30 protein-coding genes are annotated in these 26,767 nt (G+C 67.0%); 12 read left to right on the forward strand and 18 right to left on the reverse strand.

From position 1 onward, the window contains the following. Window positions 1-291 precede the first annotated feature (291 nt). Entirely contained in the window at window positions 292-852 is a 561-nt protein-coding gene (locus tag ACIP5Y_RS40695; RefSeq protein WP_400358358.1) for a DUF2165 domain-containing protein, read from the forward strand. A gap of 174 nt (window positions 853-1,026) precedes the next feature. Next, window positions 1,027-1,242, forward strand: coding sequence for a hypothetical protein (locus ACIP5Y_RS40700; protein WP_400358360.1), 216 nt, complete (start codon window positions 1,027-1,029; stop codon window positions 1,240-1,242). An 89-nt stretch (window positions 1,243-1,331) separates the two neighbouring features. Here ACIP5Y_RS40700 and ACIP5Y_RS40705 read toward each other — a convergent pair whose 3' ends face one another. Then, window positions 1,332-1,745, reverse strand: coding sequence for a secondary thiamine-phosphate synthase enzyme YjbQ (locus ACIP5Y_RS40705; protein WP_400358361.1), 414 nt, complete (start codon window positions 1,743-1,745; stop codon window positions 1,332-1,334). A gap of 246 nt (window positions 1,746-1,991) precedes the next feature. Here ACIP5Y_RS40705 and ACIP5Y_RS40710 point away from each other — a divergent pair, with 246 nt between their 5' ends. Then, window positions 1,992-2,516: a lytic polysaccharide monooxygenase auxiliary activity family 9 protein gene (locus tag ACIP5Y_RS40710; protein ID WP_400358363.1), complete on the forward strand. Its 525-nt coding sequence runs from the start codon at window positions 1,992-1,994 to the stop codon at window positions 2,514-2,516. A gap of 330 nt (window positions 2,517-2,846) precedes the next feature. After that, the gene (locus ACIP5Y_RS40715; RefSeq protein ID WP_400358365.1) at window positions 2,847-3,056 is read left to right on the forward strand and encodes a hypothetical protein; all 210 of its coding nucleotides are present in this window, start codon (window positions 2,847-2,849) and stop codon (window positions 3,054-3,056) included. Window positions 3,057-3,400: 344 nt separating this feature from the next. Here ACIP5Y_RS40715 and ACIP5Y_RS40720 read toward each other — a convergent pair whose 3' ends face one another. From ACIP5Y_RS40720 to ACIP5Y_RS40730, 3 genes are read right to left on the reverse strand one after another with little or no spacing between them, the layout of a single operon-like run. Beyond that, window positions 3,401-4,552, reverse strand: a complete 1,152-nt coding sequence (locus tag ACIP5Y_RS40720) for a hypothetical protein (protein WP_400358367.1) — start codon at window positions 4,550-4,552, stop codon at window positions 3,401-3,403. A 9-nt stretch (window positions 4,553-4,561) separates the two neighbouring features. Next, on the reverse strand, window positions 4,562-5,992 hold the full coding sequence (locus ACIP5Y_RS40725; protein ID WP_400358368.1) for a hypothetical protein: 1,431 nt from the start codon (window positions 5,990-5,992) through the stop codon (window positions 4,562-4,564). A gap of 3 nt (window positions 5,993-5,995) precedes the next feature. After that, window positions 5,996-6,337 (reverse strand): hypothetical protein, encoded by a 342-nt coding sequence (locus ACIP5Y_RS40730; protein ID WP_400358370.1) that lies wholly within the window; start codon window positions 6,335-6,337, stop codon window positions 5,996-5,998. A 277-nt stretch (window positions 6,338-6,614) separates the two neighbouring features. Between ACIP5Y_RS40730 and ACIP5Y_RS40735 the strand changes: the two genes are divergently transcribed. The 3 genes from ACIP5Y_RS40735 to ACIP5Y_RS40745 are packed head-to-tail and all read left to right on the forward strand — an operon-like array spanning window position 6,615 to window position 8,588. Continuing rightward, window positions 6,615-7,598, forward strand: coding sequence for a hypothetical protein (locus tag ACIP5Y_RS40735; protein WP_400358372.1), 984 nt, complete (start codon window positions 6,615-6,617; stop codon window positions 7,596-7,598). A 48-nt stretch (window positions 7,599-7,646) separates the two neighbouring features. Next, window positions 7,647-8,207, forward strand: coding sequence for an AAA family ATPase (locus tag ACIP5Y_RS40740; RefSeq protein WP_400358374.1), 561 nt, complete (start codon window positions 7,647-7,649; stop codon window positions 8,205-8,207). A 36-nt stretch (window positions 8,208-8,243) separates the two neighbouring features. Next, complete coding sequence (locus ACIP5Y_RS40745) at window positions 8,244-8,588, forward strand: hypothetical protein (RefSeq protein WP_400358376.1); 345 nt, start codon at window positions 8,244-8,246, stop codon at window positions 8,586-8,588. Window positions 8,589-8,640: 52 nt separating this feature from the next. Here the strand turns inward: ACIP5Y_RS40745 and ACIP5Y_RS40750 are convergent, their stop codons facing one another. Together ACIP5Y_RS40750 and ACIP5Y_RS40755 are read right to left on the reverse strand one after the other, a co-directional pair. After that, window positions 8,641-9,813, reverse strand: a complete 1,173-nt coding sequence (locus ACIP5Y_RS40750) for a YbfB/YjiJ family MFS transporter (protein WP_400358378.1) — start codon at window positions 9,811-9,813, stop codon at window positions 8,641-8,643. Between the two features lies 1 nt (window position 9,814). Then, window positions 9,815-10,213, reverse strand: a complete 399-nt coding sequence (locus ACIP5Y_RS40755; protein ID WP_400358379.1) for a muconolactone Delta-isomerase family protein — start codon at window positions 10,211-10,213, stop codon at window positions 9,815-9,817. Window positions 10,214-10,268: 55 nt separating this feature from the next. Here ACIP5Y_RS40755 and ACIP5Y_RS40760 point away from each other — a divergent pair, with 55 nt between their 5' ends. The 4 genes from ACIP5Y_RS40760 (at window position 10,269) to ACIP5Y_RS40775 (ending at window position 13,190) form a co-directional block, all read left to right on the forward strand. After that, complete coding sequence (locus ACIP5Y_RS40760) at window positions 10,269-11,189, forward strand: LysR family transcriptional regulator (RefSeq protein ID WP_400358381.1); 921 nt, start codon at window positions 10,269-10,271, stop codon at window positions 11,187-11,189. Between the two features lie 179 nt (window positions 11,190-11,368). After that, on the forward strand, window positions 11,369-11,851 hold the full coding sequence (locus tag ACIP5Y_RS40765; RefSeq protein WP_400358383.1) for a phenylacetaldoxime dehydratase family protein: 483 nt from the start codon (window positions 11,369-11,371) through the stop codon (window positions 11,849-11,851). Between the two features lie 51 nt (window positions 11,852-11,902). Then, the gene (locus ACIP5Y_RS40770; protein ID WP_400358385.1) at window positions 11,903-12,604 is read left to right on the forward strand and encodes a low molecular weight phosphatase family protein; all 702 of its coding nucleotides are present in this window, start codon (window positions 11,903-11,905) and stop codon (window positions 12,602-12,604) included. Window positions 12,605-12,824: 220 nt separating this feature from the next. Then, window positions 12,825-13,190 (forward strand): hypothetical protein, encoded by a 366-nt coding sequence (locus ACIP5Y_RS40775; protein WP_400358387.1) that lies wholly within the window; start codon window positions 12,825-12,827, stop codon window positions 13,188-13,190. 67 nt (window positions 13,191-13,257) lie between these two features. Here the strand turns inward: ACIP5Y_RS40775 and ACIP5Y_RS40780 are convergent, their stop codons facing one another. From ACIP5Y_RS40780 to ACIP5Y_RS40835, 12 genes are all read right to left on the reverse strand, one after another. Next, window positions 13,258-14,169: an acyl-CoA thioesterase gene (locus ACIP5Y_RS40780; protein ID WP_400358976.1), complete on the reverse strand. Its 912-nt coding sequence runs from the start codon at window positions 14,167-14,169 to the stop codon at window positions 13,258-13,260. A 12-nt stretch (window positions 14,170-14,181) separates the two neighbouring features. Next, window positions 14,182-15,603 carry a pyruvate kinase gene (gene pyk / locus ACIP5Y_RS40785; RefSeq protein ID WP_400358389.1) on the reverse strand — a complete coding sequence of 474 codons (1,422 nt, stop codon included), beginning with the start codon at window positions 15,601-15,603 and terminating at the stop codon, window positions 14,182-14,184. A 90-nt stretch (window positions 15,604-15,693) separates the two neighbouring features. Continuing rightward, complete coding sequence (locus ACIP5Y_RS40790) at window positions 15,694-16,362, reverse strand: amino acid ABC transporter permease (protein WP_400358391.1); 669 nt, start codon at window positions 16,360-16,362, stop codon at window positions 15,694-15,696. 20 nt (window positions 16,363-16,382) lie between these two features. Continuing rightward, on the reverse strand, window positions 16,383-17,141 hold the full coding sequence (locus ACIP5Y_RS40795; protein WP_400358393.1) for a transporter substrate-binding domain-containing protein: 759 nt from the start codon (window positions 17,139-17,141) through the stop codon (window positions 16,383-16,385). A 196-nt stretch (window positions 17,142-17,337) separates the two neighbouring features. Continuing rightward, window positions 17,338-17,877 (reverse strand): TM2 domain-containing protein, encoded by a 540-nt coding sequence (locus ACIP5Y_RS40800; RefSeq protein ID WP_400358395.1) that lies wholly within the window; start codon window positions 17,875-17,877, stop codon window positions 17,338-17,340. A gap of 77 nt (window positions 17,878-17,954) precedes the next feature. Continuing rightward, a complete protein-coding gene (gene lgt, locus ACIP5Y_RS40805; protein ID WP_400358397.1) occupies window positions 17,955-19,205 on the reverse strand; it encodes a prolipoprotein diacylglyceryl transferase in 1,251 nt (416 codons plus the stop codon). A 90-nt stretch (window positions 19,206-19,295) separates the two neighbouring features. After that, window positions 19,296-20,660: a glycerol-3-phosphate transporter gene (glpT, locus tag ACIP5Y_RS40810; RefSeq protein ID WP_400358399.1), complete on the reverse strand. Its 1,365-nt coding sequence runs from the start codon at window positions 20,658-20,660 to the stop codon at window positions 19,296-19,298. Window positions 20,661-20,708: 48 nt separating this feature from the next. Continuing rightward, window positions 20,709-21,509, reverse strand: coding sequence for a tryptophan synthase subunit alpha (gene trpA / locus ACIP5Y_RS40815; protein WP_400358401.1), 801 nt, complete (start codon window positions 21,507-21,509; stop codon window positions 20,709-20,711). Next, window positions 21,506-22,792 carry a tryptophan synthase subunit beta gene (trpB, locus tag ACIP5Y_RS40820; protein ID WP_400358403.1) on the reverse strand — a complete coding sequence of 429 codons (1,287 nt, stop codon included), beginning with the start codon at window positions 22,790-22,792 and terminating at the stop codon, window positions 21,506-21,508. The genes trpA and trpB overlap by 4 nt, the downstream gene beginning before the upstream one ends. Before the next feature lie 8 nt (window positions 22,793-22,800). Continuing rightward, window positions 22,801-23,619 (reverse strand): indole-3-glycerol phosphate synthase TrpC, encoded by an 819-nt coding sequence (gene trpC, locus ACIP5Y_RS40825; RefSeq protein WP_400358405.1) that lies wholly within the window; start codon window positions 23,617-23,619, stop codon window positions 22,801-22,803. A gap of 149 nt (window positions 23,620-23,768) precedes the next feature. Next, window positions 23,769-24,644 carry a TIGR02234 family membrane protein gene (locus tag ACIP5Y_RS40830; RefSeq protein ID WP_400358406.1) on the reverse strand — a complete coding sequence of 292 codons (876 nt, stop codon included), beginning with the start codon at window positions 24,642-24,644 and terminating at the stop codon, window positions 23,769-23,771. Next, a complete protein-coding gene (locus tag ACIP5Y_RS40835) occupies window positions 24,641-26,206 on the reverse strand; it encodes an anthranilate synthase component I (protein ID WP_400358408.1) in 1,566 nt (521 codons plus the stop codon). Before ACIP5Y_RS40835 ends, ACIP5Y_RS40830 begins: the two co-directional genes overlap by 4 nt. A gap of 232 nt (window positions 26,207-26,438) precedes the next feature. Between ACIP5Y_RS40835 and ACIP5Y_RS40840 the strand changes: the two genes are divergently transcribed. Then, window positions 26,439-26,684, forward strand: coding sequence for a hypothetical protein (locus tag ACIP5Y_RS40840; RefSeq protein WP_400358410.1), 246 nt, complete (start codon window positions 26,439-26,441; stop codon window positions 26,682-26,684). The last annotated feature ends 83 nt before the right edge of the window (window positions 26,685-26,767 follow it).

The raw sequence follows: 26,767 nt of genomic DNA on the forward strand, positions 1-26,767 counted from the left end.
GATCCAACACCCAAACCTGCTGGCTCAGACCACGATTTCAGCATCATCAACTAGACCGCAATCCACCAAACGTCGAGAAGGTCAACCTCAAAACCGTTGTCCGGAAGGATGTGTGGGTTCGAGTCCCACACTCGGCACCGAGGTGAAGGGCTGTTTCGGTGAAAACCGGAACAGCCCTTTCCCGCATGCGGTACGTCGCAGATCCGAAAGCAGGCTGCCGTAAACCCTTTTGCGGCGCGCCGGATCCGGCCGGCGGCCCCGCAGCCGGAGCCGGCCGGGGATGATCGATCCATGAGGATCGTGCTGAAGTTCCTCGATGCGGCCGGCAGCCTGCGTGCGGCTGTCGCCGTCCTGGCGGCGATCACGGCGCTGTACTACCTGATCGTCGCGATCACGAATTGCGCCGACCCGCACACCAATCGCAGTGGGGTGGCCGCCGTGTTCTCGATGGCCGCGACGGTCCACAACCCGGCCACGGACTGGCGGGCGATTCACAACAGCACCGTGGTGCTGATCGCCTACATCCTCATCGTGTTCTGGGAGTTCTCGATCGCCCTCGTAATGACGGGCGCGACGATCGCGTGGATTCGAGCACTGATACGAGGGTCGGACGATGCCATTGCCGCAAAGCTGGCGAGCTCGGGCTGGACCATGGTCGTCATCCTGTTTTTCGGCGGATTCCTCACCATCGGCGGCGAGTGGTTCCGCATGTGGGCCAACAAGGAAGTCAACGCATCAACCGCAGCGCTCCAGAACTTCCTCATCGCCGCAGTCGGCCTGATCCTCGTCCACCTCCCGAAAAGCCCGACCCGGCCAGGAAGAACGACAACCGCACCTGCCGCACCGGATTGACGCCATCGTGCCTCGCCCGAAACCACCTGCCACCCAGAACAATCCCGTCGCGCCCTTACGCCGCACACCACTAGATCGCCGCTGCGGGCGGGTCGGATCCGGCGGTGCGCCGGGCGCTGCCCGAGTTCCTCGGGCCCAAAGCTATTGAGTACGAACAACTCGAGAGATACGGCAATGAAGGCTTTCGTCACTGGTGGCACCGGACTGCTCGGCGAGACGGGGGCGACCCTCGTGGTGGGCGATCTGCTCGAGGTCGAAGGGTTCGCGCACGCGCTGCACGGGTGCGACGCGCTGTTCCACACGGCCGCGTATTTCCACGAGACATTCCAGCCGGCAACCATGACGACCTACTGCAGGCAATCAATGTCGACGGCACGCTGGCGCTGCTGAAAGCGGCCGATCGGGCGAGCAGACGCTCCGGGACACCGTCGCCTGGTGCCGTGAGACGGGACTGGTGCCGGCACCCTGAGCAGCCGGTTTCAGCCTGCCAGGAAGGACAATCGCACGTATCGCACCGGATTGTCGACATTGAGGTCGACGAACGCGACGGATTGCCAAGTGCCCAGCGCCATTTCACCGCGCAGCACCGGAATACTGGCGTAGGGCGCGATCAGTGCGGGCAGCACGTGCGAGCGTCCGTGCCCGCGTGAGCCGTGGGCGTGCCGCCAGCGATCGTCGGCGGGGAGCAGGTCCCGGAGGGCGGCAAGCAGGTCGTCATCGCTGCCCGCACCGAGTTCGATCAGTGCGATGCCCGCGGTCGCGTGCGGCACGAACACGTGCAGCAGCCCGTCGCGGTCCGGCGCGGTTTCGTGCAGAAACGCCGCACACTGCGGTGTGAGGTCGTGGACGACCTCGCTACGGCCTGTCTTCACCTCGATCAGCCTGGTCTCCATGGGGACCATCGTCCTCGCACGGCGGGAGAGCACCGGTACGCGGCCCGTTCATCTGGGTATTCGCACCAGGCCCGAACGTGGGCCGCCCGCCAGTAGACGGTCCGAAATCAATTGCCAGGGAGGACTATTCGCCAACCTTGAACATCCTTGACCGTCTCCGGATGCCCCCTGAAGATGGTCTGGATCGCTCAATTCCTGGGACAGCACGCCGGCCCCTGCCGCCCCCATCTCGGCAAGGAGTACCCCATGAATCGGAGAAAGCTGTCCATCCTCGGCGCCGCGGGCATCGCGCCGTTCCTCGTCGCCCTACTGCCCGCGGGCGCGGCCAATGCCCACGGCTATATCTCCTCACCCGCGAGCCGCCAGGCGCAATGCGCGGAAGAAATACTCCCCTGCGGCCCCATCAAGTACGAACCGCAAAGCGTGGAAGGCGTCAAAGGACAACTCAATTGCAGCGCCGGCGACCCGCGCTGGGCCGAACTCGACGACGACACCAAACCCTGGCAGGCCTACAACACCGACGGCACAGTGACTTTCACCTGGAACTTCACCGCCCGTCACCGCACCCTCAACTACGAATACTGGATCGGCAACACCCGCGTAGCCGTCATCGACGGCAATAACGAGCCCCCACCCGACTCCACCGTCACCCACACGATCGACCTCACCAAGTTCCCCGGGCGGCAGAAGCTGATCGGCATCTGGAACATCGCCGACACCCCCAACGCCTTCTACTCCTGCGTGGATCTGCAGATCGCCAGCCCATCCTGAACACAAGAAACTGGTCGGACTCACAGGAGATTGGCACCGAAGTCCGAACTTCTTCGGATTCTCACTTGATTGGGTCGAGGCTGAGGTTCGCCGGACCACGGCGGACCGGATGAGTTGTAGGAGAGCAGTTGTCCACTTCACTCGTGCCTCGTTTCAGTCGTGTCTTCGCTGCCGTTCTGATGGCCGGTGCGCTTGCCTCGGTGCCGGCCGTTGCCTCCGCTGATATCGGCACCGGCGACGCGCCGAGTGCGCCCGCGCCCAGCACGCCTGACCCGCTCGATACCGGGGGCGGTGGGGCCGGCGCGGGGGCCGGCGCCGGACTTGGGGCTGGTGACACCGGGGGTGCGGGGGCAGGCGCGGGCGCCGGAGCGGGTCTGGGGGCAGGCGCCGGTGATGGAGCCGGGGCGGGAGCTGGCGCAGGCGCCGGAGCAGGGGCGGGAGCAGGCGCAGGTGCCGGCGCGGGAGCAGGCGCTGGTCTGGGGACGGGACCGGGCACCGATACCGGTCCGGGGACGACGCCGGGATCACCCGGGACGGTGAATCCCGGTGGGCCCAATATTCCTTCGCCGCCGACGACGCCCGTGCCACCGCCCACGACGCCCGATCCGATCCCGGCGCCGCCGCCCCTGCCGAATACGACCGAGCCGTGTGCGCTGACCGATTTCACGTGCTTGTGGGCGAATCCGAGCGATCCGAACAGTCCGTTGAATCCCGCCAATCCGGCCAATCCGATGTACAACCAGAACCATGATCAGGATGGCGGATCGAACCCGCCGCCCGATGATGATCAGGGCGGATCGAATGCTCCCGGTGGCGGATTGGGCGCGTTGCTGCCCAGCCTCAGCGGCTAGCAGCGCAATTTCCGCGGCGGGCGGGTTCGAGGGTCAGTTGGCGCGGATGCCGGTGATCAGGACCCGCCCGTGGTCGGTGCGGGTGGTGACGGTCTGCGGCCACTGACGGGGTGTCTTGTCGGTCGGGAACTGTTCGGACAGCACCACATTCCAGGTGTTGGGGTCGTGGTCGGCGCCGGTGATGTGGACGCAGTAGCGGGTGTCGGCGGGGACGGAGTCGATGCCGGACTGGATGGTCTTGGTGTCGCTCACGGTGCCGTCGGGCGCGACGAATTCTCTTGCGCGCGCGGCATTCCGGTCGACGTAGTAGCTCCATTCGAAGCCGAGGATCGCGCCCGGGCCGGTGGTCGGGTCGCCCGGTCCGGCGCCGACCGTGAGGGCGTCGGTGTGGGTGCCGAGACAGTCCGCGGTGGCGTGCGGATACGGCTCCGGGGTGCCCGCGAGGGTAGGTGCCGGGGCGGGAGCGGGGGTGGGTACGGCCATCGCCGGATGTCCGGTCTTGTTCTTGCCCATGCCCGCATTGACGGAGATGACCAGGATCGCCACGATGAGCACCGCGGCGACGGCCAGGACGCCGAGCACGATACTGGCGCCGCGGCTGCGGCCGGGGCCCGGTTCGTCGTCGAAATCGTCTTCGGTGCGGCGTAATCGGTCGAGCAGGGTGCGGCCGCCGGTACGGTCGACGAAGCCGCGGCGCGCGACATCACCCCAGGTTTCGCCGTGCGCGCCGTCATGCTCTTCTTCGTCGTCGTAGTCGCCGGGGCGGCGGGGGCGGGCGAGCCATTCGTCCCAGGCGCCGACCCGGGTGGTGCGGCCGAGCGCGGTGGCGGTCCGGACCTCGACATCGGTTGCGTCGGTGCCGATCACGGGATCGACCGCGCGGATGGGCGGGCCGTAGACGGCGGCCTGCTCGTCGGGATCGCCGGGGAGGAACGGCCGCGCGCGCTCGGCTTCCTCCTCGGGCGGGACGGATTTGACGATGGGCAGGTTGGTCCAGCTGCGATCCACGATATCCACCGGTTCTTCGAAGTAGTCGTCGTAGTCGGTGTGGTGGCGGCCGCGGGATGCGATGCCGTTGGAGCGGCTTTCGTCATCGACCCGCGCGTGCCGACCGGTCGGTGCCGGATCGGATACGCCCGCGAATCCGGGTAGTCCTTCGAAGGCGAAAGGGTTTTCGGTGTTCACCGCACCCTCCTAGTTGGCGGGCTGCGGGGTGACGCCGGCTTGGCCGTCCCTGCGCGGCGTTGTCTTGTCGGTGTCGGGCTGGGGTTTCGCGGTGACCGGCGGTACGACGCCGCCGGGGCTGCCCGCATTCGGGTCCGCGGGCACGCTCGCCTGCGGCTGCGCGGCCGGGGCGCCGCCGTCATTGGTATCGGGTACGGACGGGGCGACCGTATTCGGATGCGACGGTGCGCCACCGATGATCGTGGAGGTATCCGGGGCGGCGGGTGCGGCAGCGTTGGGGTCGCCGCCGGAGGGCGCCGCGGGCGCCAAGCCCGGGAACAGGTTGTTGTTGTTCGGGGCAGCCGGATTGGCCGCGCCCGGAGCCGCGGGGTTGGCATTGGGGTTGATGGCTTGCTGCAGTTGGTCGGCGCCCTTGCCGGCGAGGGTGTCGATGCCCTTCTCGCCGATCTCGGCGCCCTTGTCGATCACATGGGTGACGACCTCGCCGACCTTGTCGACCAGATTCCCGCCGATGGTGACGCCCGCGCTGATCAGCCCGGAACCGAGCGTGACGCCGCCGGCGATCAGCGCCTGCTGCAGGGTCAACTGCGCGGCCAACTGCGGATCGGTCTGGGCCAGCGGCGAATTCATGTAATTGACGCCGCTGTTCTGGCCGGAATCCCAGCCGTTGTTCCAACCGCTGTTATTGTTCCAGCCGTTGTTCCAACCGCCATTGTTGTTCCAGCCATTATTGTTCCAGCTGCTGTTGTTGTTCCACCCGTCGTTGTTCGTGTCCGGGCTGGTCTGACCCGGATTCGGGTACTGGCTGTTCTGCGGACTGCCATCGGTATTCGAGGCGGGCGCGGCCGCATTCGGGTCGACGCCGTTCTGGACCGCGGGCGGAATGGTGACCTGCGGCGAATCATCGGAGATCTGCTGCACCTTGGCGGTGTGCGCATCCATTTCGCCATCGGCCTGCTCGACCACACCCACGCCGTCGCGAATGTAGTCCGCCGCCATGGCCAGGATCGGATCCAGATCGGCCTGCGAACGCGCATTCTGCACGAGGTTGGTTGCCTTGCTGCGGAAATCGGCGATCAGCACGTCGAGGCTCCGCGCGGCCCGGTCACGGGTGTCGTAGGCGTCGGACAGAATGGGCGCCAACCGATCGGATACGTCGGCGAGCCCCGCGACCTGGGTTCGGGTCCGGTTGATCGCCGGCACCGCCGCCAGCGCGGTCCCCGCATCGGTCAGCGCCTGGGCCCCGACCCGATGCGGGTCGTCGCTGTTCCTGGTGCTGGTTCCGGCGGCGGCCAGCGCATCGAACGCCGAACCATCCGGCCGCGCACCGTCTCCCAGCGAGGCCCGCAATTCGAGCAGCGGCGCGACGAGTCTGGTCACGAGGGCGGGTTCGGTCACGGTGACGGTCGTATCCCCGTCCTGGGTACCGGTGGTAGCCACCGTCTATACCTCCACCCGCGAGGGATCGGTCCCGTCGCCCGCGGCAGTGATCTGCCCCGCGCCGTCCCGATCGACCTGTCCCAGCACCCGGCCCCAGGTGGTGATCGCCTGCCCGTACCCGTCGGTGAGCGCACCGGCGGTCCCGAGCGTCCCCGCATGGGCGCTCCACGCGGTATTCCAAGCGGCGGCGAATTCCCTTCCCAGCGCACCCAACCCGGATAGGTCGATGCCCGCCACCGTGGTCGCCTGCCCTGCCGCGGTACGCAGCAGACCAGCAGCCTCGTTGGCGGCCTTGGTATAGGCGGCGGCCGCGTCGAAGTCGAAGCGAACGAATTCCTCAGTCACTGTTACCCCTCATCAGTAGCCCCCCTCCCCCACGCCGTGGACATGGGAATTACCTGATTCTGTACCGCCACCAGGAATTCCGCGCGCGATCTCTCCCGAATCATCTTCTGACCGGGACATCTTCCACTCAACTGTCCAGTGTCGATCTTTCCGTGGCAAGGGCTTGCTTCTCACGAGGAGTGAGATGGTGGTGTGGGGCGAACAGGGGGTTTGATGCTCACAGGTGGGTCACAGCGGGCTCACTGGATGGGGGCAGGTTCCGGACGACATAAGGGGTATGACTCGGAATCGGATGCAGGTGTCGGGGGCGCGGGTGTGGCGGCGACTGGGAGCTGGGGTGGGTGCGGCAGTGGTTACCGGAGCGGCCGTGTTCGGAGCGCCGGTGGCCATCGCGCATGCCCATGGGCCGGAGGCGGTGGCCAGCTCGGCACCTGCGGCTGCGCCGGCGGCCACCGGGTCTGCTGCTACCGCGCAGGCGGTGGCGTTGACGCCGGCCGCGGCTACGCAGCTGGCGCAGGCTATGCAGGCGGCGGTGCAGGCCGCTTCGCCGGGGACTCAGGTGGGGATCGATGTCACCGATACCGCTACCGGGACGCAGCTGGTCGGGCTCAATACCGGAGAGCAGTTCTATACCGCGTCGGTGGTGAAACTGCTGATCGCGCTGGATGCGCTCAATAGTCAAGGTTGGCAGCCGGATTCGGCGACCTCGGCGGAGATATCGCAGATGTTGTCGGCCAGTGACGACAATATCGCCGACTCGCTGTGGGATGCCGACGGCGGGGACGCGATCGTCAGCCGCATGGTGAGCCTCATCGGCCTGACGAACACGCAACCGCCGCTCGATCCCGACGAGTGGGGTGAAACCCTCACCACGCCACAGGATGTCGTCACCATCTACCACTACATCACCACCGTGGTGCCCGAGCCCTCCCGCGACCTGATCATGAACGCCCTCGGCGGCGCCGACCAGATCGCGGCCGACGGCACCAACCAGTACTTCGGCATCCCCGACGCGATGACCGGCGACGCCTGGGCGATCAAACAGGGCTGGATGACCTTGGACGCCTCCACCACCCTGGACACCACCGGCCTGGTCGGATCGGGCCCGGGCCAGCCGCTGCGCTATGCCGTGGTGGTCCTGACCACGCAGCCCTCCGACGTCAGCTGGACCGCCGGCGGCGCCGCCCTCACCGCGGCGGTCGCCCCGCTGCAGAGCGTCCTCGAACCGACATCGGCGGCAGCGGCCCAGACCAAGGCCTAGACCGAAATACAGCTGCGATGCCGGTGCCGGCTCGATACGTTCATGATCATGTCTGGACTCGATGACGCCGCGATCTATCTGCTCACCGGCATTCAAGCGGCCGGGAAATCGACTGTGGCCCAGGCGCTCGCCGAGCGCCTGCCACGATCCGCACATGTGCGCGGGGATGTGTTCCGGCGCTTCGTGGTCGGCGGACGCGAGGAGATGACACCGGATCCGAGCCCGGAGGCGCTCGCGCAACTGCGGCTCCGGCATCGGCTGGCGGCACAGGCGGCGGATGCGTATGCGGCGGCAGGGTTCACCGCCGTACTGCAGGATGTCGTGCTCGGCGAAATGCTGCCCTACCTGATCGAGCAGATCCACACCGATCCGCTGTACGTCGTGGTGCTCGCGCCGCGACCGGACGTCGTGGAGCGGCGCGAGGCGGGGCGCGACAAGAAAGCCTACGGAACCTTCACCGTGGCGGACCTCGACACCGGCCTACGCGGCGGTACCGCGCGCATCGGACTGTGGCTCGATACCTCCGACCTCACGGTCGCCGAGACCGCGGACGAGATACTCGCCCGGGCCGAACCGGTGCGGTCGACACGCGACTGTTCGAGGGATTGAGTGGGTAGCCGGTCCCGCCACCTAAGGTCCATGCCCATGAACCGAATCCAGGTGAGTGCGATTGCGGGCATTGCGGGATGGATGTTGGTGGCCGGTGGGGCGGTCGCCGGAGCACAGGCGACCGGGTCCAGTGCGGTCGGCGGGGTGGGGCAGATCGAGCTCACCGTGCAGGCCGATGGCGCCGGCGCGAACTGCGATGTGCGAGTGGACGGGAACATCGTGCCGAACTCGCAGTTCCTGGTGTTCGCCGATCCCGGGGTCGCTTCGAAGGTGGTCAGCCCGATCGCGGGTGGGCCGCATACGGTGAACGCCTTCTGTAATGGGGTGGATCTGGATCCCATTCAGGTCCAGGTGCAACCGGGGCCCGGCGGGTCCGCTTAGGCACGCACACTATTCGATATCGCCGAAAAGCCCGCTATGGCGGGCTTTTCGTTTACGCCCTGCGCAATGGGATGGTCGCGCAGGCTGCGGCGAGGATGATGGCGGCGGCCAAGGCCATGGCCGGGCGGTAGCCGGTGTGCAGGAGCGGGGCGGCCAGGAGCGGGCCGGCGATCTGGCCGACCGAGTAGCCCGTTGTCAGGAGGGCTACCGCATGCGGGAAGCGCAGGGCCGCACCGGTTGCCAGGGACAGCGCGACTATGCCGACGAAGGTGGCGCCGAACAGAACCGCGGAGATCAGGGCGGCCACCGGGGACGCCGTCAGGGCGGGGAGCGCAATGCCGATGGCTTGCAGCAGCAGCGCCGTGATCAGCAGCAGCGCACTGGATCGGCGGTGTGCCAGCCAGGCCCAGCAGGCGGCCGACGGGAGCGCCGCGACGCCCACCAGCACCCAGGCGCCGCTGGCGAGCGCGGCGGAGGATGTCTGCGCGATGGCGGCCACCAGGAAGGTGCCGGCGATGATGTAGCCGACGCCCTCCAGCGTGTACGAGGTGAAGAGGGCCGCGAACATTCCCCAGCGGCGGGGCGGCAGTGGTGCTGCCGCAATGGGATCCGAATCGGGCATCGGGTCGGGTGTGAGCCGGATGCGCCAGGCGGCCGCCGCGAGTACCGCTGCCGCCAGGGCCGACGCTATCCATGCCGATCGCCAATCGCCGATCGTGTGCAGCACGAGCACCAGCGCCCCGGACAGGGCGATGCCCGCACCGATACCGCCGAAAGCCCAGCCGGACAGGTGACCCGGATGACCGCGCAGGCGCGCGTGCAGGGCATTGACGGTGATCACGAAGATCAGCGCACTCGTGAACCCCGCGATGAGGCGGAGACCCATCCACGCGACCGTGTTCTCGGTGGCGGGCATGGCGACCAGGCTCGCGATCAGCGCCACGAATGCTGTGCGGAACGCCATCGGTGAGCGGGAGACGCCGGGAAAGGCGATGCCCGCCAAGGCGCCCAGCAGATATCCGACATAGTTGGCGGTCGCGAGATGCGCGCCGCCGACGGCCGACAGCCCCGCCCGTTCCTGCATCAACGGAAGTATCGGCGTGTAGACGAATCGGCCCACTCCCATGGCGGCGGCCAAGGACGCTCCCGCCTGAACCACTGTCCGCCAGGGTGATTCGATCGTGGAATCCCGCGCCGCGGGTAGCCGTACCGATAGTGACCCCATATCAGTCCCCTCGGATATCCCGTGCCGCAGCGGCAACGCCCGGATCGTTCGGATGCGGTTCGAGAGCGGTCACCCGGGCTGTCATCCAGGGATGCAGCGGCAGCGTGCCGAGCACTTTTTCGTGCAGTTCGGCCTCGTCGGTGGCGCGCCAGATGCCGATGCTGCGGGCTTCCCCGACCGGCCGCCACAGGCGGGCGAGATGCCCGGTGGCGGCCAGTTCGTGCGCGCGGACGGCTTCGGCGGCGCGGCAATCGGCGATCTCTTCCGCGGTGGTGCCCGCGGGGATTTTGTCGGTGGTGATCTCGACCAGGAACTCGCGCATCGGATTTCTCTGTCTGTAGGTGACGGGCACGTCGGGTGCCGCGAACTCATCGTCCGCCCGCACGCGGGCCGGCGCCACGACCTGCTTCCTCGCCTGTGCGAGGCGCAGCCTCCTACCGGCCTAGGATCGATGGATGGAGTTGCGGCAGTTGCGGTACTTCGTGGCGGTGGCCGAGGAGTTGAACTTCGGGCGGGCCGCGGCCCGGTTGCTGATTGCCGGGCCGTCGCTGTCGCAGCAGATCAAGGCGCTGGAGCGGGATCTGGGCGTGCGGCTTTTCGATCGGGATCGGCGGTCGGTGACATTGACGACGGCCGGTTCGGCGTTGCTGCCGGATGCCCGGGCGCTGCTGGGCCGGGCGGACGAGCTGCGGTTGCGGGCCCGGCAGTTGTCGGGCACCGAGGCGGTGCGGCTGGGTTATGTGAGCTGGCTGCCACCGGATCTGACCGCGCATGCGACGGCGGTCGCGCGGATCCACATCGATGCGTGGGTGGCGCCGTCGCATACGCAGGCGGCGCGGGTCGCGGACGGGAGCCTGGATCTCGCGGTGTGCTGGGTGCGTTCGGAAGACTTGGCGGAGTTGGGTTTACGGGCGCGGCTGCTCGGTGCGGATCGATTGCACGCGGTCTCGGCGGGCCCCGGGACCGGGCCGGTGCCGGCGGCCGGGATCGTGGTCCTGCTCAGCGATGACGTCACCTCGTGGGCGCAGTGGAATCTCTACGCCGAGCAGCTGGCGCACGACACCGGTGCGGCCGTGCGGCGCATTGCCGACAGCGGCATCACCGGTTCGGCGTTCTTCGATCACGTCCGGCGCAGTGACCGGCCGGTGCTCCGCTCCCCCAAGGACATGGCGGCCCCGATTCCGGCGGATCTGGTGCGGCGCGAGATCGTTGCGCCCGAGGTGTATTGGACGTGGTCCCTGGTGTGCCGCGCCGACGAGCAACGGGCCGGCGTGCTCGCCGTCATGGACGCGCTCTGCGACGGTGTCGGCACCGCGCGTATCCATGGCCCTGCGGCCTGGTTGCCGGCGAACGATCCGCACCAGCGCCGGCGCTGAGAGCCTGCGTCTCCCAGCCGGCCGGGTCGCCGATCGAATTCCGGTGTCCGCCAGGAATCCTCGTCCCCGCCCGCCGAAGGGCCTACACTGCAGGTCGAGCCGCCAATCATCGACGTTTCGAACCGGGACGGCGGATCGTTCGTAGACCCGCATTAGCCGGTGCGAGGTGCGGAGGGCTAATGCGGGTGAACAGGCTGACCGCGGACCTGTCGGAGTATCCGGATCTGGTAGTGATCCTGCTGGGTATGCGAGTACGCAGACCACTGGGCATGATCAGGCTGCTCGGGATCGGGCCGAAGCTGTATCGGTCGCATCATGATCGACCCGACGGATTGCTCTCGCACGAGGACGTGATCTGGTCGCTGTTCCCGCCGCATTGGGGCGCCCGGCAATATTGGCGGGACCCGGAAAGCCTGGAGCGGTGGACGCGTTCGGAGCCGCATCGGATCTGGTGGCAGAAATTCCTGCGGGATTCCGGTGGAACAGGTTTCTGGCACGAAGCCTATTTCCTCAGCGGTGGAATCGATTCCGTCTACGATGATATGAATGTGCCCGCGGGACTGGCCCGTTTCGCACCCGTCGTGCCTGCTCGCGGGCGGTTGAACGAACGGAAGACGACCGACACTCGGCCACGAGATGAACATTCCGAGCAAAAGGCCTGATTCGGTCTCGGAAGCATTTCGAACAGATCTCGGCGGGACTAAGTTGAGTTCGTGCACGTGCTGTTCGTTTGTACCGGAAATGTCTGCAGATCCGTCATTGCGGAACGATTGACCCTCGCGGTCGCAGCCGAGCACGGATTGGATGATCTCACCGCCGAAAGCGCCGGTGTCCGCGCATTGGTCGGCTTTCCGGTGGAACCCCTTGCGGCGCAAACGATTGTCGGGCTCGGCGGAGATGCGAACAATTTCAAGGCCCGCCGCCTGAAGCCCGAGCTGGTGCACCGCGCCGATCTCGTGCTCACCATGACCGACAAGATCCGCGACCAGGTGCGCGATCAAGTGCCCGAGGCGCTGCCCCGCACCTTCACCTTGCTCGAGGCCTACCGGATCGCCAAGGTGTCCGGCGCGCGCAGTGTGCTCGGACTGCACGCCGCGCGTGACGATCTCGCCTATGTGGGCCGCGAGAACATCTCCGACCCGGTCGGCCTGTCACCGCACACCTTCACCGAGGTCGGTGACGCGATTGCGGAGGCGCTGGTGCCATTGCTGCTGGCGCTGCACGCGCATCAGCATCCGCAGGCCACCATCCAGCATCGCGGCGGCGGTGACGGCGCGGGTGCGCAACGGCCGCCGCTGCTGGTCATCCCCGGCGGTCAGGCCGAGCCCGCCCGCAATGCCGAACCGCCCAAACACGCCGAATCCCCCAATCTGTCAGTGCAACCGATGCGCCGCTCGGTGGAATCGGCCGGGTAGGAACGCATCCCGCCGCTCACAGGCCGGATCACCCCGCCGCGAGAAGGCGTACTGTAGTGACGGGACGAACCGGATTCCCCGCGTGTCAATGGACCTGGTTGCCCGGATGGTCCGGTAAAGGATTACACTTCCGCGCGGAACACCACCGCCGGTGGTTCGACACAAGAACAGGACCAAGGACATGCCGAAGCGAATTTCGGATGTTTCGCTCCATGTTTATGTGACACCCCAGACCTTGGAACGCGTCACCAAGACGGTGTGCCGCGTGGTCGACGAATACGTGGCCGACCGAGATATCTTCGCGTGGCGCTTCACGCTTCCCGTGGAATGCGATGAACCCACGCATACGCTGCTCGAAACCCAGTGGCGGCTGGAGCATCCCGGCAAAGACCCGGGCCCGCGCCGCACGTACGAGATCGCGTTGAGTCTCGTCGGCGAGGCACGCAAACTCACCAAGGCCGGAATCGCAAAGCTGGAACAGAAACTGATCCTCGGACTCTCCGAAGGTGAGCCCGCCGTCCCCTACATCGTGCATGCCTTGCAGCGAGAGAACTTCGACCTCGAAGAGAACCGCGAACTGATCTGAGAAAACGAAACAGGCCGCACCCGTCGGGTGCGGCCTGAATTTTGCTGTCCTCCCGGAACGCCCCGAGTCAGCGGCGGGCCGGGAAGTGGCGGATGACGCCCTCCTGCACGGTGGTCGCGATCAGTTCGCCGCTGCGCGAGTAGAAGTGCCCGCGAGCCAGGCCACGCGAGCCCGCCGCCACCGGCGACTCGGTCGCGTACAGCGCCCAGTCGTCGAAGCGGAACGGCCGGTGGAACCAGATGGAGTGGTTCACCGTGGCCGCGATGATCCGATCGAACCCCCACGACAGCCCGTGCGTGGTGATGATCGAATCCAGCACCGTGGTGTCGGACGAATAGGCCAGCGCCGCAACGTGAACCAGCGGATCCTCGGGTAGCGAGCCGTCGGTCCGCATCCAGACACGGTTGTGGTCGAGGGTCTCCCCCGTGCCCTTGAGGATCCACGCCGGATCGTTCGTGTACCGCATCTCGATGGGATGCGGCGCCTTCACGAACATTTCGAGCTTGTCCTCGAGCCCCGCGAACGACTCCTCCACGCGCGGAAGCCCTTCCGGGTCCGCCACCTCGGGCAGCGGCGACCCGTGCTCGAGGCCCTTGCCGTAGTCCTGGAAGGCCGCGAGCATGACGAACAGTTCCTGCCCGCCCTGGTACGCGGTGACCGTCCGGTTGGCGAAGGAGCGTCCGTCACGATGCCGGTCGACGTGGTATTCGATCGGCTGCTTGGGGTCGCCGCCACGCACGAAGTGCGCGTTGATCGCGTGGACCGGGCGTTCCGGTCCGACGGTCCGCCCGGCCGCGATCAGCGCCTGGGCGACCAGCTGGCCGCCGAACGTGCGGCTCCACACCTTCTCCGGATGATGTCCGACGAAGATGTCGGGACCGTTCTCCTCGAGATCCAGGATGCTCAAGAGCTCCCGCAGATCGTCGGAGCGACCGGCCCCCTCGGGGTCCGCGACGACGTCGTGTGACGTCTCGTCCAGCGACGCACTCACCTAGTGGTCCTCCTCGCCGATGCGATGCACGTGGATCAGGTTGGTGGACCCGACGGTACCCGGCGGCGAGCCGGCCACGATGACGACGAGGTCGCCCTTCTTGTACCGCCCGATAGACAGCAACGCGTTGTCCACCTGGTGGATCATCTCGTCGGTCGTGGCCACCGTAGGAACGATGAAGGTTTCCACGCCCCACGTCAAGGAGAGCTGGCTGCGAATCGCGGGCTGCGGGGTGAAGGCGAGCAGCGGCAGCGGGGTGTGCAGGCGCGCGAGACGGCGCACGGTGTCGCCGGACTGCGTAAACGCCACCAGCGCTTTGGCATTGAGCCGCTCACCGATATCGCGGGCCGCGTAGGAGATGACGCCGCGCTTGGTGCGGGGCACGTGGGTCAGCGGCGGCACCCGGGTCGAGGACTCGGATTCCACGGCGTGCACGATGCGGGCCATGGTGCGCACGGCCTCGATCGGGTACTCGCCCACGGAGGTTTCACCGGAGAGCATGACCGCGTCCGCGCCGTCGAGCACCGCATTGGCCACATCGGAGGCCTCGGCGCGGGTGGGGCGCGAGTTGGTGATCATGGATTCCAGCATCTGGGTGGCCACGATGACCGGCTTGGCGTTCTCGCGGGCCATCTGCACGGCACGCTTCTGCACCAGCGGCACCTGCTCCAGCGGCAGCTCCACGCCGAGGTCACCACGGGCGACCATGACAGCGTCGAAGGCCAGCACGATGGCTTCCAGATTATCGATGGCTTCGGGCTTTTCGAGCTTGCCGATGACCGGCACGCGACGGCCGACCCGATCCATGATGTCGTGCACCAGCTCCACATCGGAGGGCGAGCGCACGAAAGACAGTGCGATGAAGTCGACTCCGAGCTTCAGCGCGAATTCCAGGTCGTCGATGTCCTTTTCGGACAGGGCCGGCACGGAGACGTCCATGCCGGGCAGGGAGACGCCCTTGTTGTTGGAGACGGGGCCGCCTTCGGTCACGCGGCAGACGACGTCGTTATCGTCCACGCGGATCACGGTCAGCCCGACCTTGCCGTCGTCGACCAGGAGGCGGTCGCCCGGCTTGGCGTCCTTGGCCAGGTGTTTGTAGGTGGTGGAAACTCGGTCGTGAGTACCTTCGATGTCATCGACGGTGATGCGGATTTCCTCACCCGTGGCCCACACGGTCTTGCCTTCGATGAACCGCCCCAGGCGGATCTTCGGCCCTTGCAGGTCGGCGAGGATACCGACGGCGCGGCCCAGCGTATCGCTGGCCTGCCGTACCTTCTTGTAGTTCTCGGCATGGTCGGAATGCTCACCGTGGCTGAAGTTCAGCCGAGCTACGTCCATGCCGCTCTCGACGAGTTCACGAATACGATCCTCGGATGACACTGCTGGTCCGAGGGTGCACACAATCTTCGTTCGTCGCATCACGCGCTCAACCCTAGACCTGTGACGAATGTCCTGCTCTACGGGCACGGGGTGTTCAGCAAGATATATCGAAGGCAAACAGCTAATCCCTGGTCAACGTGCGACATGGCGGGCCAGGCGGGTCTCGAGCCGGGTCTGCCCGAAACCTAGGACCAGGCAAATTACCCAGTAGTAGATAGCGGCAACGCCATACAGCGCGAAGTAGTCGAACGTCGGCGCGGCCGCCGATTGCGCGGTGCGCAACAACTCGGTGACAAGGATGGTGGACGCCAGCGAGGTGTCCTTCACCAACGAGATGAGCGTGTTCGACAGCGGCGGTACGGCAATGCGCGACGCCTGCGGCAGGATGATCATCCGCAGCGCCTGCGGATAGGTCATCCCGACCGCGTAGGACGCCTCCCACTGCCCGTTCGCGACCGAAAGAATCGATGCGCGAACCACTTCCGCCGCATACCCGCCCACATTGAGGCTGAAGGCGATGATCGCCGCCGGGAACGGATCCAGCACGATGTGGAACTGCGGCAGGCCGTAGAAGATGATGAACAGCTGCACCAGCAGCGGCGTGCCGCGAATGATCGAGATGTAGAACCGCGCCAGCGCCGACAGCGGCCGGATCGACGACATCCGCGCCAGCGCCACGAACAGCGCGATCGCCAGGCCGATGACGAAGCTGATCGCCGTCAGCGGCAGGGTTTTATCGACGGTGGCCTGCAGCATGGGCCACAGGTTGTGCTTGATGAGAGCCCAGGTGGAGGCATCCATGTCGAATTACGCTGTCCGGCTTACTTGCTGACGTCGGCGCCGAAGTACTTCTCGGAGATCTTCGCGAGGGTGCCGTCCGCGGACAGCTGCTGCAGCACGGTGTTGATCTTGCCGGTGAGGTCCTGCTCGTCCTTGCGGGCGGCGAAGGCCTGCTTGGAGGTCTGGCCCGTCTTGCCGACCACCTGCACCACACCGGTGCCCTTCGCCTTGGTGAAGGCGTTCACGGCGAGGGTGTCGTTGACGGTGGCGTCCGCGCGGCCGCTCTGCAGCAGCTGCACCGCCTCCACGAAGCCCGGAATGGCCTCGATCTTGCACCCCGCGTCCTTGGCGACGCCGGCCCAGTTGCTGGTCTCGGACTGCGCGCAGGTCTTGCCGCTGAGGTCGGTCAGGGCGTGGATGCCGTTGTTGCCGGTCTTGGTGACGATGACGCCCTCGGACACGGTGTACGGGTCGGACAGCGAATACTTCTGCTGCCGTGCGTCATTGACGGTCACCTGATTGGCGATGAGGTCGACGCGCTTGGAGTCCAGCGCGGCGAACAGCGAATCCCACGGCGCCTGGGTGAATTCCACCTTGCGGCCGAGCTTGTCGCCGACGGCCTTGATGACATCGATGTCGTAGCCGGTCAGCTGGCCACTGCTGTCCTGGTAGCTGAAGGGGCTGTAGGTGCCCTCGGTCCCGACTTTCAGCACGTTCGAGTCGCTGGAGCTGCTGCACGCGGTGAGCGCGGCGGTGGCGGCGACGACGGCGAGCACGGCGGCGACGAGCTTACGGCGCACGTATCGGACCTCTCCTCGGGCGTGGCCGGACCACGCGACAAACAACCGACAAAGGGTACGCCGGATACCGACCGGCCTGCGCAGAAAACATCCTGATGCGAGAAAACCTTGCGCAATCCGGCGCAGTGATGATATCGGCGAACAGGCACCTCCCTGCCCGGAGATGCCCACCCGATGTAGGTGTGTCGCCGCGACCTCAGTCGCGCAGCGGGCGGCCCTCTGGGTCGGGCACCTTGCCGACCAGCATGAGAATGCCGTCGACCAGCGGCCAGATCGCACCGATGCCACAGGTGAAGAAGGTGACCACGATCTGAAGCACACCGATCGTGGTGTAGCCCAGATAGAAACGGCCGATCCCGAAGCCGCCCAGGAAGATCTGCAGCAGGCCCGCGGTCAGCTTGCTCTTATCGGACAACGGGACACCGTAGATGTCCCGGCCGTAAGGGGCCTCCGGGTCACCGCTGTAACCGGGCTGACCATACGGGCCGGGCTGACCATAAGGCGCCTGCTGACCGTAGGGGGCGGGCTGACCGTACTGGCCCGGCTGACCGAACTGACCCGGCTGACCGGGCGCCGCACCGAACTGCGGCTGCGCGGGCGCGTCGAACTGCGGCTGCCCCGGCGCGGCGTAAGGCTGCTGCTGGTACGGCTGCTGACCGTACTGCGGGCCGGTACCCGGCGCGCCGTATTGCGGGCCCTGACCGGGCTGCTGGTTATAGGGATCGGTCACACGCATCCTCCTGAATCACGGGCCGCCCCTGCGGCTCGGCCCCACCGTGCTGAACCCGCCGTGCGGGTTTCGCCGCGCGGTGGTCAGGAGCCATTCTTGCCCGACTCGACCTTTTTCGTCGTGTCGGACGCAGTGGACTCCGTCTCCCCCGGCTCGGAACCGCCGGATTCTGCAGAGTTATCGCGTTCCGCGTCCTGGGGGTTATCAAGATCCTTCGCGGATTCGCTGTCTTCCGAGGGAGATTCGGCGGCATCCGGGGCGCCGGATTCCCCCACCGGATCGTCAGGTTCGGACTCTTCGGACTTTTCAGTCGCGGAAGCGTTTTCGGTCTCGGCCGGCTCATCGGTCTCGGCAGCGTTCTCGCCGGTGCCCTCGGCAGCGACCGCGGTCCCGGCGCCGTACGCGCGCACCGCCGCGAACTGCCACGGCCAGGGCCGATCCACCCCCGCCGCCACCTGCTCCGCGGTCTCCCGCCCCTTGGTGGCGAACACGAAATACGCCACGGCACAAATGAACACGATGCCCGAGGTGAACGAATTGATGCGGATACCCGCGATATGCGTCGCCTCGTCATTGCGCAGCAACTCGACGAAGAACCGGCCGAAGCAGTACACCGCCACATACAAGGCGAACAATCGCCCGTGCCCGATGCGGAACTTGCGATCCAGATAGATCAGCAATCCGACCCCGAGCACATTCCACACCATCTCGTACAGGAATGTCGGCTGCACGATGGCCTGCACCTGGCCATTGGACACACCGTTCATCATGTCCAGATTGCCGTTGGAGTCGTAGCGGAAGTAGATCTCCAGACCCCACGGCATGGAGGTCGGCCGGCCGTACAACTCCTGATTGAAGTAGTTGCCGAACCGCCCGATCGCCTGCGCCAGCAGAATGCCCGGCGCGATCGCATCACCGAAGGCGGCCAACGGAATCCGGTACACCCGGCAGCCGATCCAGGCGCCGATACCGCCGAGCAGCACCGCACCCCAGATACCCAGGCCGCCCTGCCAGATCTTCAGGGCGTCGATCGGATGCCCGCCCGGCCCGAAGTACTTCTGATTGTCGGTGGCCACGTGATACAGCCGCCCGCCGATCAGGCCGAACGGCACCGCGAACATGGCCACGTCCAGCACCATGCCGCCCTGCCCGCCACGCTGCTGCCAGCGCTTCTCGCCCCACCAGATGGCCACGACGATGCCGAGGATGATGCACAGCGCATACGCGCGCAGCGGGAAGCCCCCGATATCCCAGACGCCCCGCGGGGGACTGGGAATGTAGGCCAGCACGTCGGCGGAGGCCGGAAGTTTATCGGCCAGGGCGAGTATGGTCACGAGACCCCACCGTAGTCGAATACACGACGGCCCCGGACACCACGTGTACCGGGGCCGCCGAACTCTCAGCGCGTCGTGACCTTGTGCCGATCAGTTCGCGTCGGCGAGTTCCAGTTGTCGCTTGTGCTTCTTCTCGCTGACCATGGTCAGGATCAGCAGCAGCACCGCGCCGATGCCGCCGCCGATGAGGATCGTGAAGCCGCCGTTCCAGCCGAAGTGATCCACCACGAATCCGATCACCGCGCTCGCCGCGACCGAACCACCCAGGTAGCCGAACAGGCCGGTGAAGCCCGCGGCCGAACCCGCCGCCTTCTTCGACACCAATTCCAGTGCGTGCAGGCCGATCAGCATGACCGGGCCGTAGATGAGGAAGCCGATCACGATCATGCAGCCCATGCTGATCGCCGGGTTGTCCGCGGGCGCCATCCAGAACACCACGGTCGCGAGGGTCACCAGACCCATGAAGAACACGCCGGTGGCGCCGCGATTGCCGCGAAACACCTTGTCCGACATCCAGCCCGCGAGCAGTGTGCCCGGAATACCCGCGTACTCATAGAGGAAGTACGCCCACGAGGACTTGTCCAGCGTGAAGTGCTTGACCTCTTTGAGGTAGGTCGGCGACCAGTCCAGCACGCCGTAGCGCAGCAGGTACACGAAGACGTTCGCGAAGGCGATGCACCACAACAACTTGTTGGGCAGGATGTACTCGCGGAAGATCTCCTTGGCGGAGAGCTCCTTCTCGTCATCCGCCGAATAGTCGGGCGGATAGTCGTTCTTGTACTCCTCGATCGGCGGCAGGCCCACCGACTGCGGGGTGTCCCGCATGAGGAAGTACGCGATGATCGCGACCACGATCGCGCAGAAGGCCGGCATGTAGAACGCCGAACGCCAGTCGTGGAACCAGGCCATACCCAGCAGGAACAGCAGTGGCGGCAGGCCACCGCCGACATTGTGCGCGGTGTTCCAGACGGAGACGATGCGGCCGCGTTCCTTTTGCGACCACCAGTGCACCATGGTGCGCCCGGCGGGCGGCCAGCCCATGCCCTGGAACCAGCCGCAGATGAACAGCAGCACGAACATGATCAGCACGCTGGAGGTCGACCAGTCCACGAAGCCCATGAACAGCATGACGCCCGCCGACAGGATCAGGCCCAGCGGCAGGAACAGGCGCGGATTGGAGCGGTCCGAGACCAGGCCCATGACGAACTTGGAGACACCGTAGGCCAGCGAGATCGCCGAAAGCACCAGGCCCATCTGGCCTTTGGTGTACTCACCATTGGTGCCGTCGGTCAGATACGGGATGGCGAGGGCGAAGTTCTTGCGGACCAGGTAGTAGGCGGCGTAGCCGAAGAAGATGCCGATGAAGATCTGCCAGCGCAGCCGCTTGTAGAGCGGGTCGACGTCTTTGTCGGGCAGCCGCTCCCGGTGGGGTGCGGGTGCGAGAAAGCTCAGCATAGTAGCCGAATGTTAACTAAATGTCCCGCACATTTCCAAATGGCAGGATTACAGCGCCGCCGGCGCCGAACGCACGCCCTGCGCCAATTCCGCCGTCAGCGCCCGCACCGCATCCAGGCCCTGCGCCGCGGCCGACACCAGCGCCGAGCCGACAATGACACCGTCTGCGTAGGAAGCGATTTCGGCCGCCTGCACACCATTACGCACACCCAGGCCGACACCGATCGGAATATCGGAGTGACTACGGATCCGCGCGCACAGCGCGGGAGCCATGGACGACACCGCATCCCGCGCGCCCGTGACACCCATGGTGGAGGCCGCATACACGAAACCCCGCGAGGCTTCGAGGGTTTTGACCAGCCGCTCCTCGGTCGAGGACGGCGCCACCAGGAAGATGCGATCCAGATTGTGCGTGGACGAGGACACGAACCAGTCGTCCGCCTCCTCCGGAATCAGGTTCGGCGTGATCAGGCCGAGGCCGCCCGCCGCCGCCAGATCCCGCGAGAACCGGTCGACACCGTACTGGAGCACGGGATTCCAGTAGGTCATCACCACGGCCTTACCACCGGCCTGCGAGATGGCCTCCACGACCTTGAACACGTCGCGGACCCGGACGCCGCCGGCCAGCGCCTGCTCGGCGGCCTGCTGGATGGTCGGGCCGTCCATCACCGGATCGGAGTACGCGACACCGACTTCGATGACGTCACAACCGGATTCGACCATGGCCCGGCACACGTCGATCGAGCCCTGCAGATCCGGGTACCCGGCGGGCAGGTAGCCGATCAGCGCGGCACGGTTCTCCTCGCGGCAGGCCGCGAAGGTGTTCGCGAGACGGGACTGCTGGCTCACTGGTGATCCTCCGGCTTGTCGAAAAGCCCGAACCAGCGGGCGGCGGTGTCCATGTCCTTGTCGCCGCGACCGGACAGATTCACCAGAATGATTGCGCCCTCGCCCAATTCCCTACCGAGCTGCAGCGCACCGGCAACGGCGTGCGCGGACTCGATGGCCGGGATGATGCCCTCGGCGCGGCTCAACAGCAGCAGCGCGTCCATCGCCTCGGTATCGGTGACCGGGCGGTACTCGGCGCGGCCGATGTCCTTCAGGTAGGCGTGCTCCGGACCCACACCCGGGTAATCCAGACCCGCGGAGATCGAATGCGATTCGATGGTCTGGCCGTCCTCGTCCTGCAACAGGTACGAGTACGCGCCCTGGAACGCGCCCGGCGTGCCACCGGTGAAAGTCGCTGCGTGGCGGCCGGTTTCGACACCATCGCCCGCGGCCTCGAAACCGATCAGGCGCACGCCCGGATCGTCGAGGAACGCGTGGAAGATGCCGATCGCATTGGAACCGCCACCGACACAAGCGGTTATGGCATCCGGCAACCGCCCGGTGAGCTCCTGGATCTGCTGACGCGCCTCCAGGCCCACCACACGCTGGAAGTCGCGCACCATGAGCGGGAACGGATGCGGGCCCGCGGCGGTGCCGAAGCAGTAGTAGGTCTGCTCCGCATTGGTGACCCAGTCGCGCAACGCCTCGTTGATCGCATCCTTCAAGGTCTGCGAACCCGTTGTGACACTGATGACCTCGGCGCCCAGCAGGCGCATGCGGGCCACGTTCAGCTGCTGCCGGACGGTGTCGACCGCACCCATGTAGATGACGCACTCCAGGCCCAGCAGCGCACACGCGGTGGCGGTGGCGACACCGTGCTGGCCCGCGCCCGTCTCCGCGATGACGCGGGTCTTGCCCATGCGCTTGGCCAGCAGGGCCTGGCCGAGCACATTGTTGATTTTGTGAGAACCGGTGTGGTTCAGGTCTTCCCGCTTCAGCACGAGGCGGGCGCCGCCCGCGTGCTCCGCCAGGTTCTTGCACTCGAACACCGGCGACGGGCGCCCGGTGTAGTCGCGCTGCAGGCGGTCCAGCTCGTTCAGGAAGCTCGGATCGACCCGGCACTTCTCGTATTCGGCGGTGACCTCTTCGATCACGGCCATCAGCGCCTCGGGCACATGCCGGCCGCCGTACACACCGAAGTGGCCGCCCCGATCCGGCTCGTGACTCTTGTTCGCGACACCCGCGCTGGCCTGCGGGAGGCCGAGAGTGTTCTTGCCGAAATGGGTTCTGTCGGTAGAGGTCATCGCTTCTTTCACCGACCCCGGCGCACCGGCTTGGGGCAGGACGGATGGGTTCCGGCGGTCACCAGCTCGGCCACCGCGGCACGCGGATCGCCACTGGTCACCAGGCCCTCACCGACGAGCACGGCATCCGCGCCCGCACCGGCGTAGGCCAGCAGATCGGCGGTGCCGCGAATACCGGACTCGGCAATGCGGATCACTTCGCTCGGCAGGCCGGGGGCGATGCGCGCGAACACATCCCGGTCCACCTCGAGGGTCTTCAGGTTGCGGGCGTTCACACCGATCACGGAGGCGCCGGCATTGAGCGCGCGGTCCGCTTCCTCCTCGGTGTGCACCTCGACGAGGGCGGTCATGCCCAGCGATTCGGTGCGGTCGATCAGCGCGGACAGCACGTCCTGCTGCAGGGCCGCCACGATCAGCAGGATGACGTCCGCGCCGTGCGCGCGGGCCTCGTGGATCTGGTACGGGCCGACGATGAAGTCCTTGCGCAGGATGGGGATATCCACCACCGCGCGGACCGCGTCCAGGTCCGCCAGGGAGCCGTGGAAGCGGCGCTGTTCGGTCAGCACGCTGATGATGCGCGCGCCGCCGTCCTCGTAGGCACGGGCCAATACGGCGGGGTCCGGAATGTCCGCGAGCGCGCCCTTGGACGGGCTGGCCCGCTTGACCTCCGCGATCACGCCGATGCCCTCGCCGTGCAGCGCGGCCTTGGCGTCACGTGCGGAGGGGGCCTTCGCGGCGGCGGCCTTCACGGCCTGGAAATCCAGGAGGGCTTCCCGAGCGGCCACATCCGCGCGGACCCCGTCGAGAATCGAGTCGAGTACCGTCATCTGGCTCGAATCCTTTCTGGGGAGACGGACTTGCTGCCTGAGAATCCCCCCAGGCGCTGTCTCACCGATGCTGATAAAGAGTAAATGGCTATGTTCCTGCCGTTGACGGCGGGGCCGGTCCGTGGTCTCATACCGCTCTCACCCCCAGCTCAACGCGGCCCGCGGCCGGTCGGCCCGCTACCCGGATCCTCGTGCGCGGCAGGGGTATCGGCTTGATCGTCGGTCGGATCCGCACCCGCATCGAGCGCATCCCACAGCACGCGACCGGACAATTCGCCCGCGGCGGCGCCCTGTGACCCGGATTCCGAGGCGCGACTCACGGCGTGATGCTCGGCAACCTGCTCGGCCGCCGCCGACTTCCGGAACACCGGATTGTCGTACTTCCCGGACATCTGCGCCGACCCCGACGGCATGCGCGTGAGCAGCAGTCCCGCCAGGAACGCCGCAATCGCCCCGACGACCGCCAGCAGGGCGGGCAACGTCACCGTGGTCACCGCCCCCGGGACCTCGTAGGTATGCAATTCGGCCAGCGTGGCCGCCCGATCCCCCGTCTTGCCCTTGCCCACCAGCAACGCGAACCCCGGCACCGCGGCCACCGCGGCCAACACCGCGACCACCACACCCACCAGCCGCCGCATCCACCCCTTGGTCGCGAACACGGCCGCGATGGTGGCCAGCAGCACCAGCGCCAGCGGCGTCAAGGCCCCGAACCAGGTGCTGCCATTGAAATGCACCGTCTTGGGCAGCCCCTTGTCGCTGGTGACCTCCAGCGACACCCACGTCATCCGCGAAGAAGCCCACAACAGCGCCGCCGCGATCGCCAGCAGCACCACCGCCCCGATCGGCCGCCGCTTGTTCCCGCCCGCGGCCGCGGCCGCTCGCGCATCCGCCTCGGCCTGCGCCACATCGGCGGCGGCCTCGTCGAGATCCGCCTGTACGGCCCGCCCGGCCGTCGATCGATCGGATTCGGAGTTTTCTTGCGCTGCCGGATCTTTCGTAGCGCCGTCCGGGTCCGGAGCGGTCATTGCCCGGATCCGTTCGGGCGGTAGGCGCGAACCGTTTCGGCGGCGGCGATGGCCTTGAGGACCGCCATGGCCTTGTTGCGGGATTCGAGGTCTTCGTAGTCCGGGTTGGAGTCGGCGACAATGCCGGCGCCCGCCTGGACATAGGCGGTGCCGTCCTTGAGGAGGGCGGTGCGGATGGCGATGGCGGTGTCGGCGTCGCCGGCGAAATCGAGGTAGCCGACCACGCCCGCGTAGACGCCGCGGCGGGTGGGTTCGAGTTCCTCGATCAACTCCATGGCCCGCACCTTGGGGGCGCCGGAGAGGGTGCCGGCGGGGAAACATGCCTCGACGGCGTCGAAGGCGATCCGGCCGGCCGTCAGGCGGCCGGAGACCGTGGAGACCAGGTGCATGACGTGGGAGTAGCGCTCGACGTGGCGGTACTCCGTGACACGCACGGTGCCGGGCTCGCAGACGCGACCGAGATCATTGCGGCCGAGGTCGACGAGCATGAGGTGCTCGGCGTTCTCCTTCTCGTCGGCCAGCAGGTCCTTCTCCAGCAGCAGGTCGTCCTCTTCGGTGCTGCCGCGCCACCGGGTGCCCGCGATCGGGTGCGTGGTCGCCACGCCGTCCTTCACCGTCACCAGCGATTCGGGGCTGGAACCGACGATGGAGAACGCGGTGCCGCCCGAGCCGTCCGGCACGTGCAGCAGATACATGTACGGGCTCGGATTGGAGGCGCGCAGCATGCGGTACAGGTCCAGCGGCGTACCGCTGTAATCCATTTCGAACCGCTGTGACAGCACCACCTGGAAGGCCTCGCCCGCCTCGATCTCCTTCACCAGGCGGCGCACGCCCGCACCGAACTCCTCGGTGGTGCGCTGGCGGCGATAGTCCGGTTCGGGGCGGTCGAAGACCGAGACCGTGGATTCGGCGGGCGCGGCGAGGGCTTCGGTCATGCGGTCCAGGCGGGCGACCGCATCGTCGTAGGCCTGGTCCACATGCTCGTCATTGCCGTTCCAGTTGACGGCATTGGCGATGAGGGTGATCGCGCCCTCGTGGTGGTCGAAGGCGGCCAGATCGGTGGCCAGCAGCATCACCATCTCCGGGACCTTCAGGTCGTCGGTGGCGATGCTGGGCAGGCGTTCCAGCCGGCGCACGGTGTCGTAGCCGAGGTAGCCGACCATGCCGCCGGTCAGCGGGGGCAGGCCGGGCAGCCGCTCGGTGCGCAGCAGCTGCAGCGTCTCGCGGAGCGCCAGCAGCGGATCACCGCCGGCGGGCGCGTCCGCGGGCACCTGCCCGAGCCACGCCGCCTGCCCGTCCACCACGGTCAGGGCGGTCGGGCTGCCCGCGCCGATGAACGACCATCGCGACCACGACCGCCCGTTCTCGGCGGACTCGAGCAGGAAGGTGCCCGCCCGGTCGGCGGCCAGTTTGCGGTAGGCCGAGAGCGGAGTCTCCGAGTCCGCCAAGACCTTTCGGGTCACCGGAACGACCCGGTGATCGGCCGCTAGCAGGCGGAACTGCTCGCGGGAGGTGGTCGAGGTGATTCCGGACGTCTGGGTGGAACCGTGCGCGCCGTGCATGGGCTCATCATTCCAGGCCCGTCGGACGGTATCTAAATCGCTCTCCTCCCCCAGCCGAACCCCCACCTGGAGCGAATACACGGTGCGGTCATCACTACACTCGTCGCGATCTGCTCAGGCAGTAAAACGACAGGTCGCACGCGGTATCCCAAACGAGAGGAGTTCAAATCAGATGTACCCCTCGCAGCCGGTAGCACCGGAGGGTCCACGGCACGCAGTTCCGCAGCAGGGCATGGGGAGCATCCCCGGCCAGCCGCCGCGGATGATGAACATGAACCCGGCCGGTAAGTACTCCGCCATCGCCTCCTTCGTCACCTATGTGAAGGCGCTGGAGGCGCTGGATCCGCGCCACTTCCCGGACGAGTACGCCGAGCACACCGACCGCATCCGGGAGCTCAAGCCCTTCCTGCGCGCCCACGGCATCCTCGATGTCATGGATATCAAGAACCCGGAGGTCGCCGCCCTCATCGGCGTGTGAACCGTGCCGAATGCTTTCGGCCCGTGGACGTCCGGTCCGCGGGCCGTCGCATGCCCTCCAGGTATCGCGGCGCCCGGCCCGAG

It is taken from the genome of Nocardia sp. NPDC088792 (assembly GCF_044750615.1).
GTDB lineage: Bacteria > Actinomycetota > Actinomycetes > Mycobacteriales > Mycobacteriaceae > Nocardia.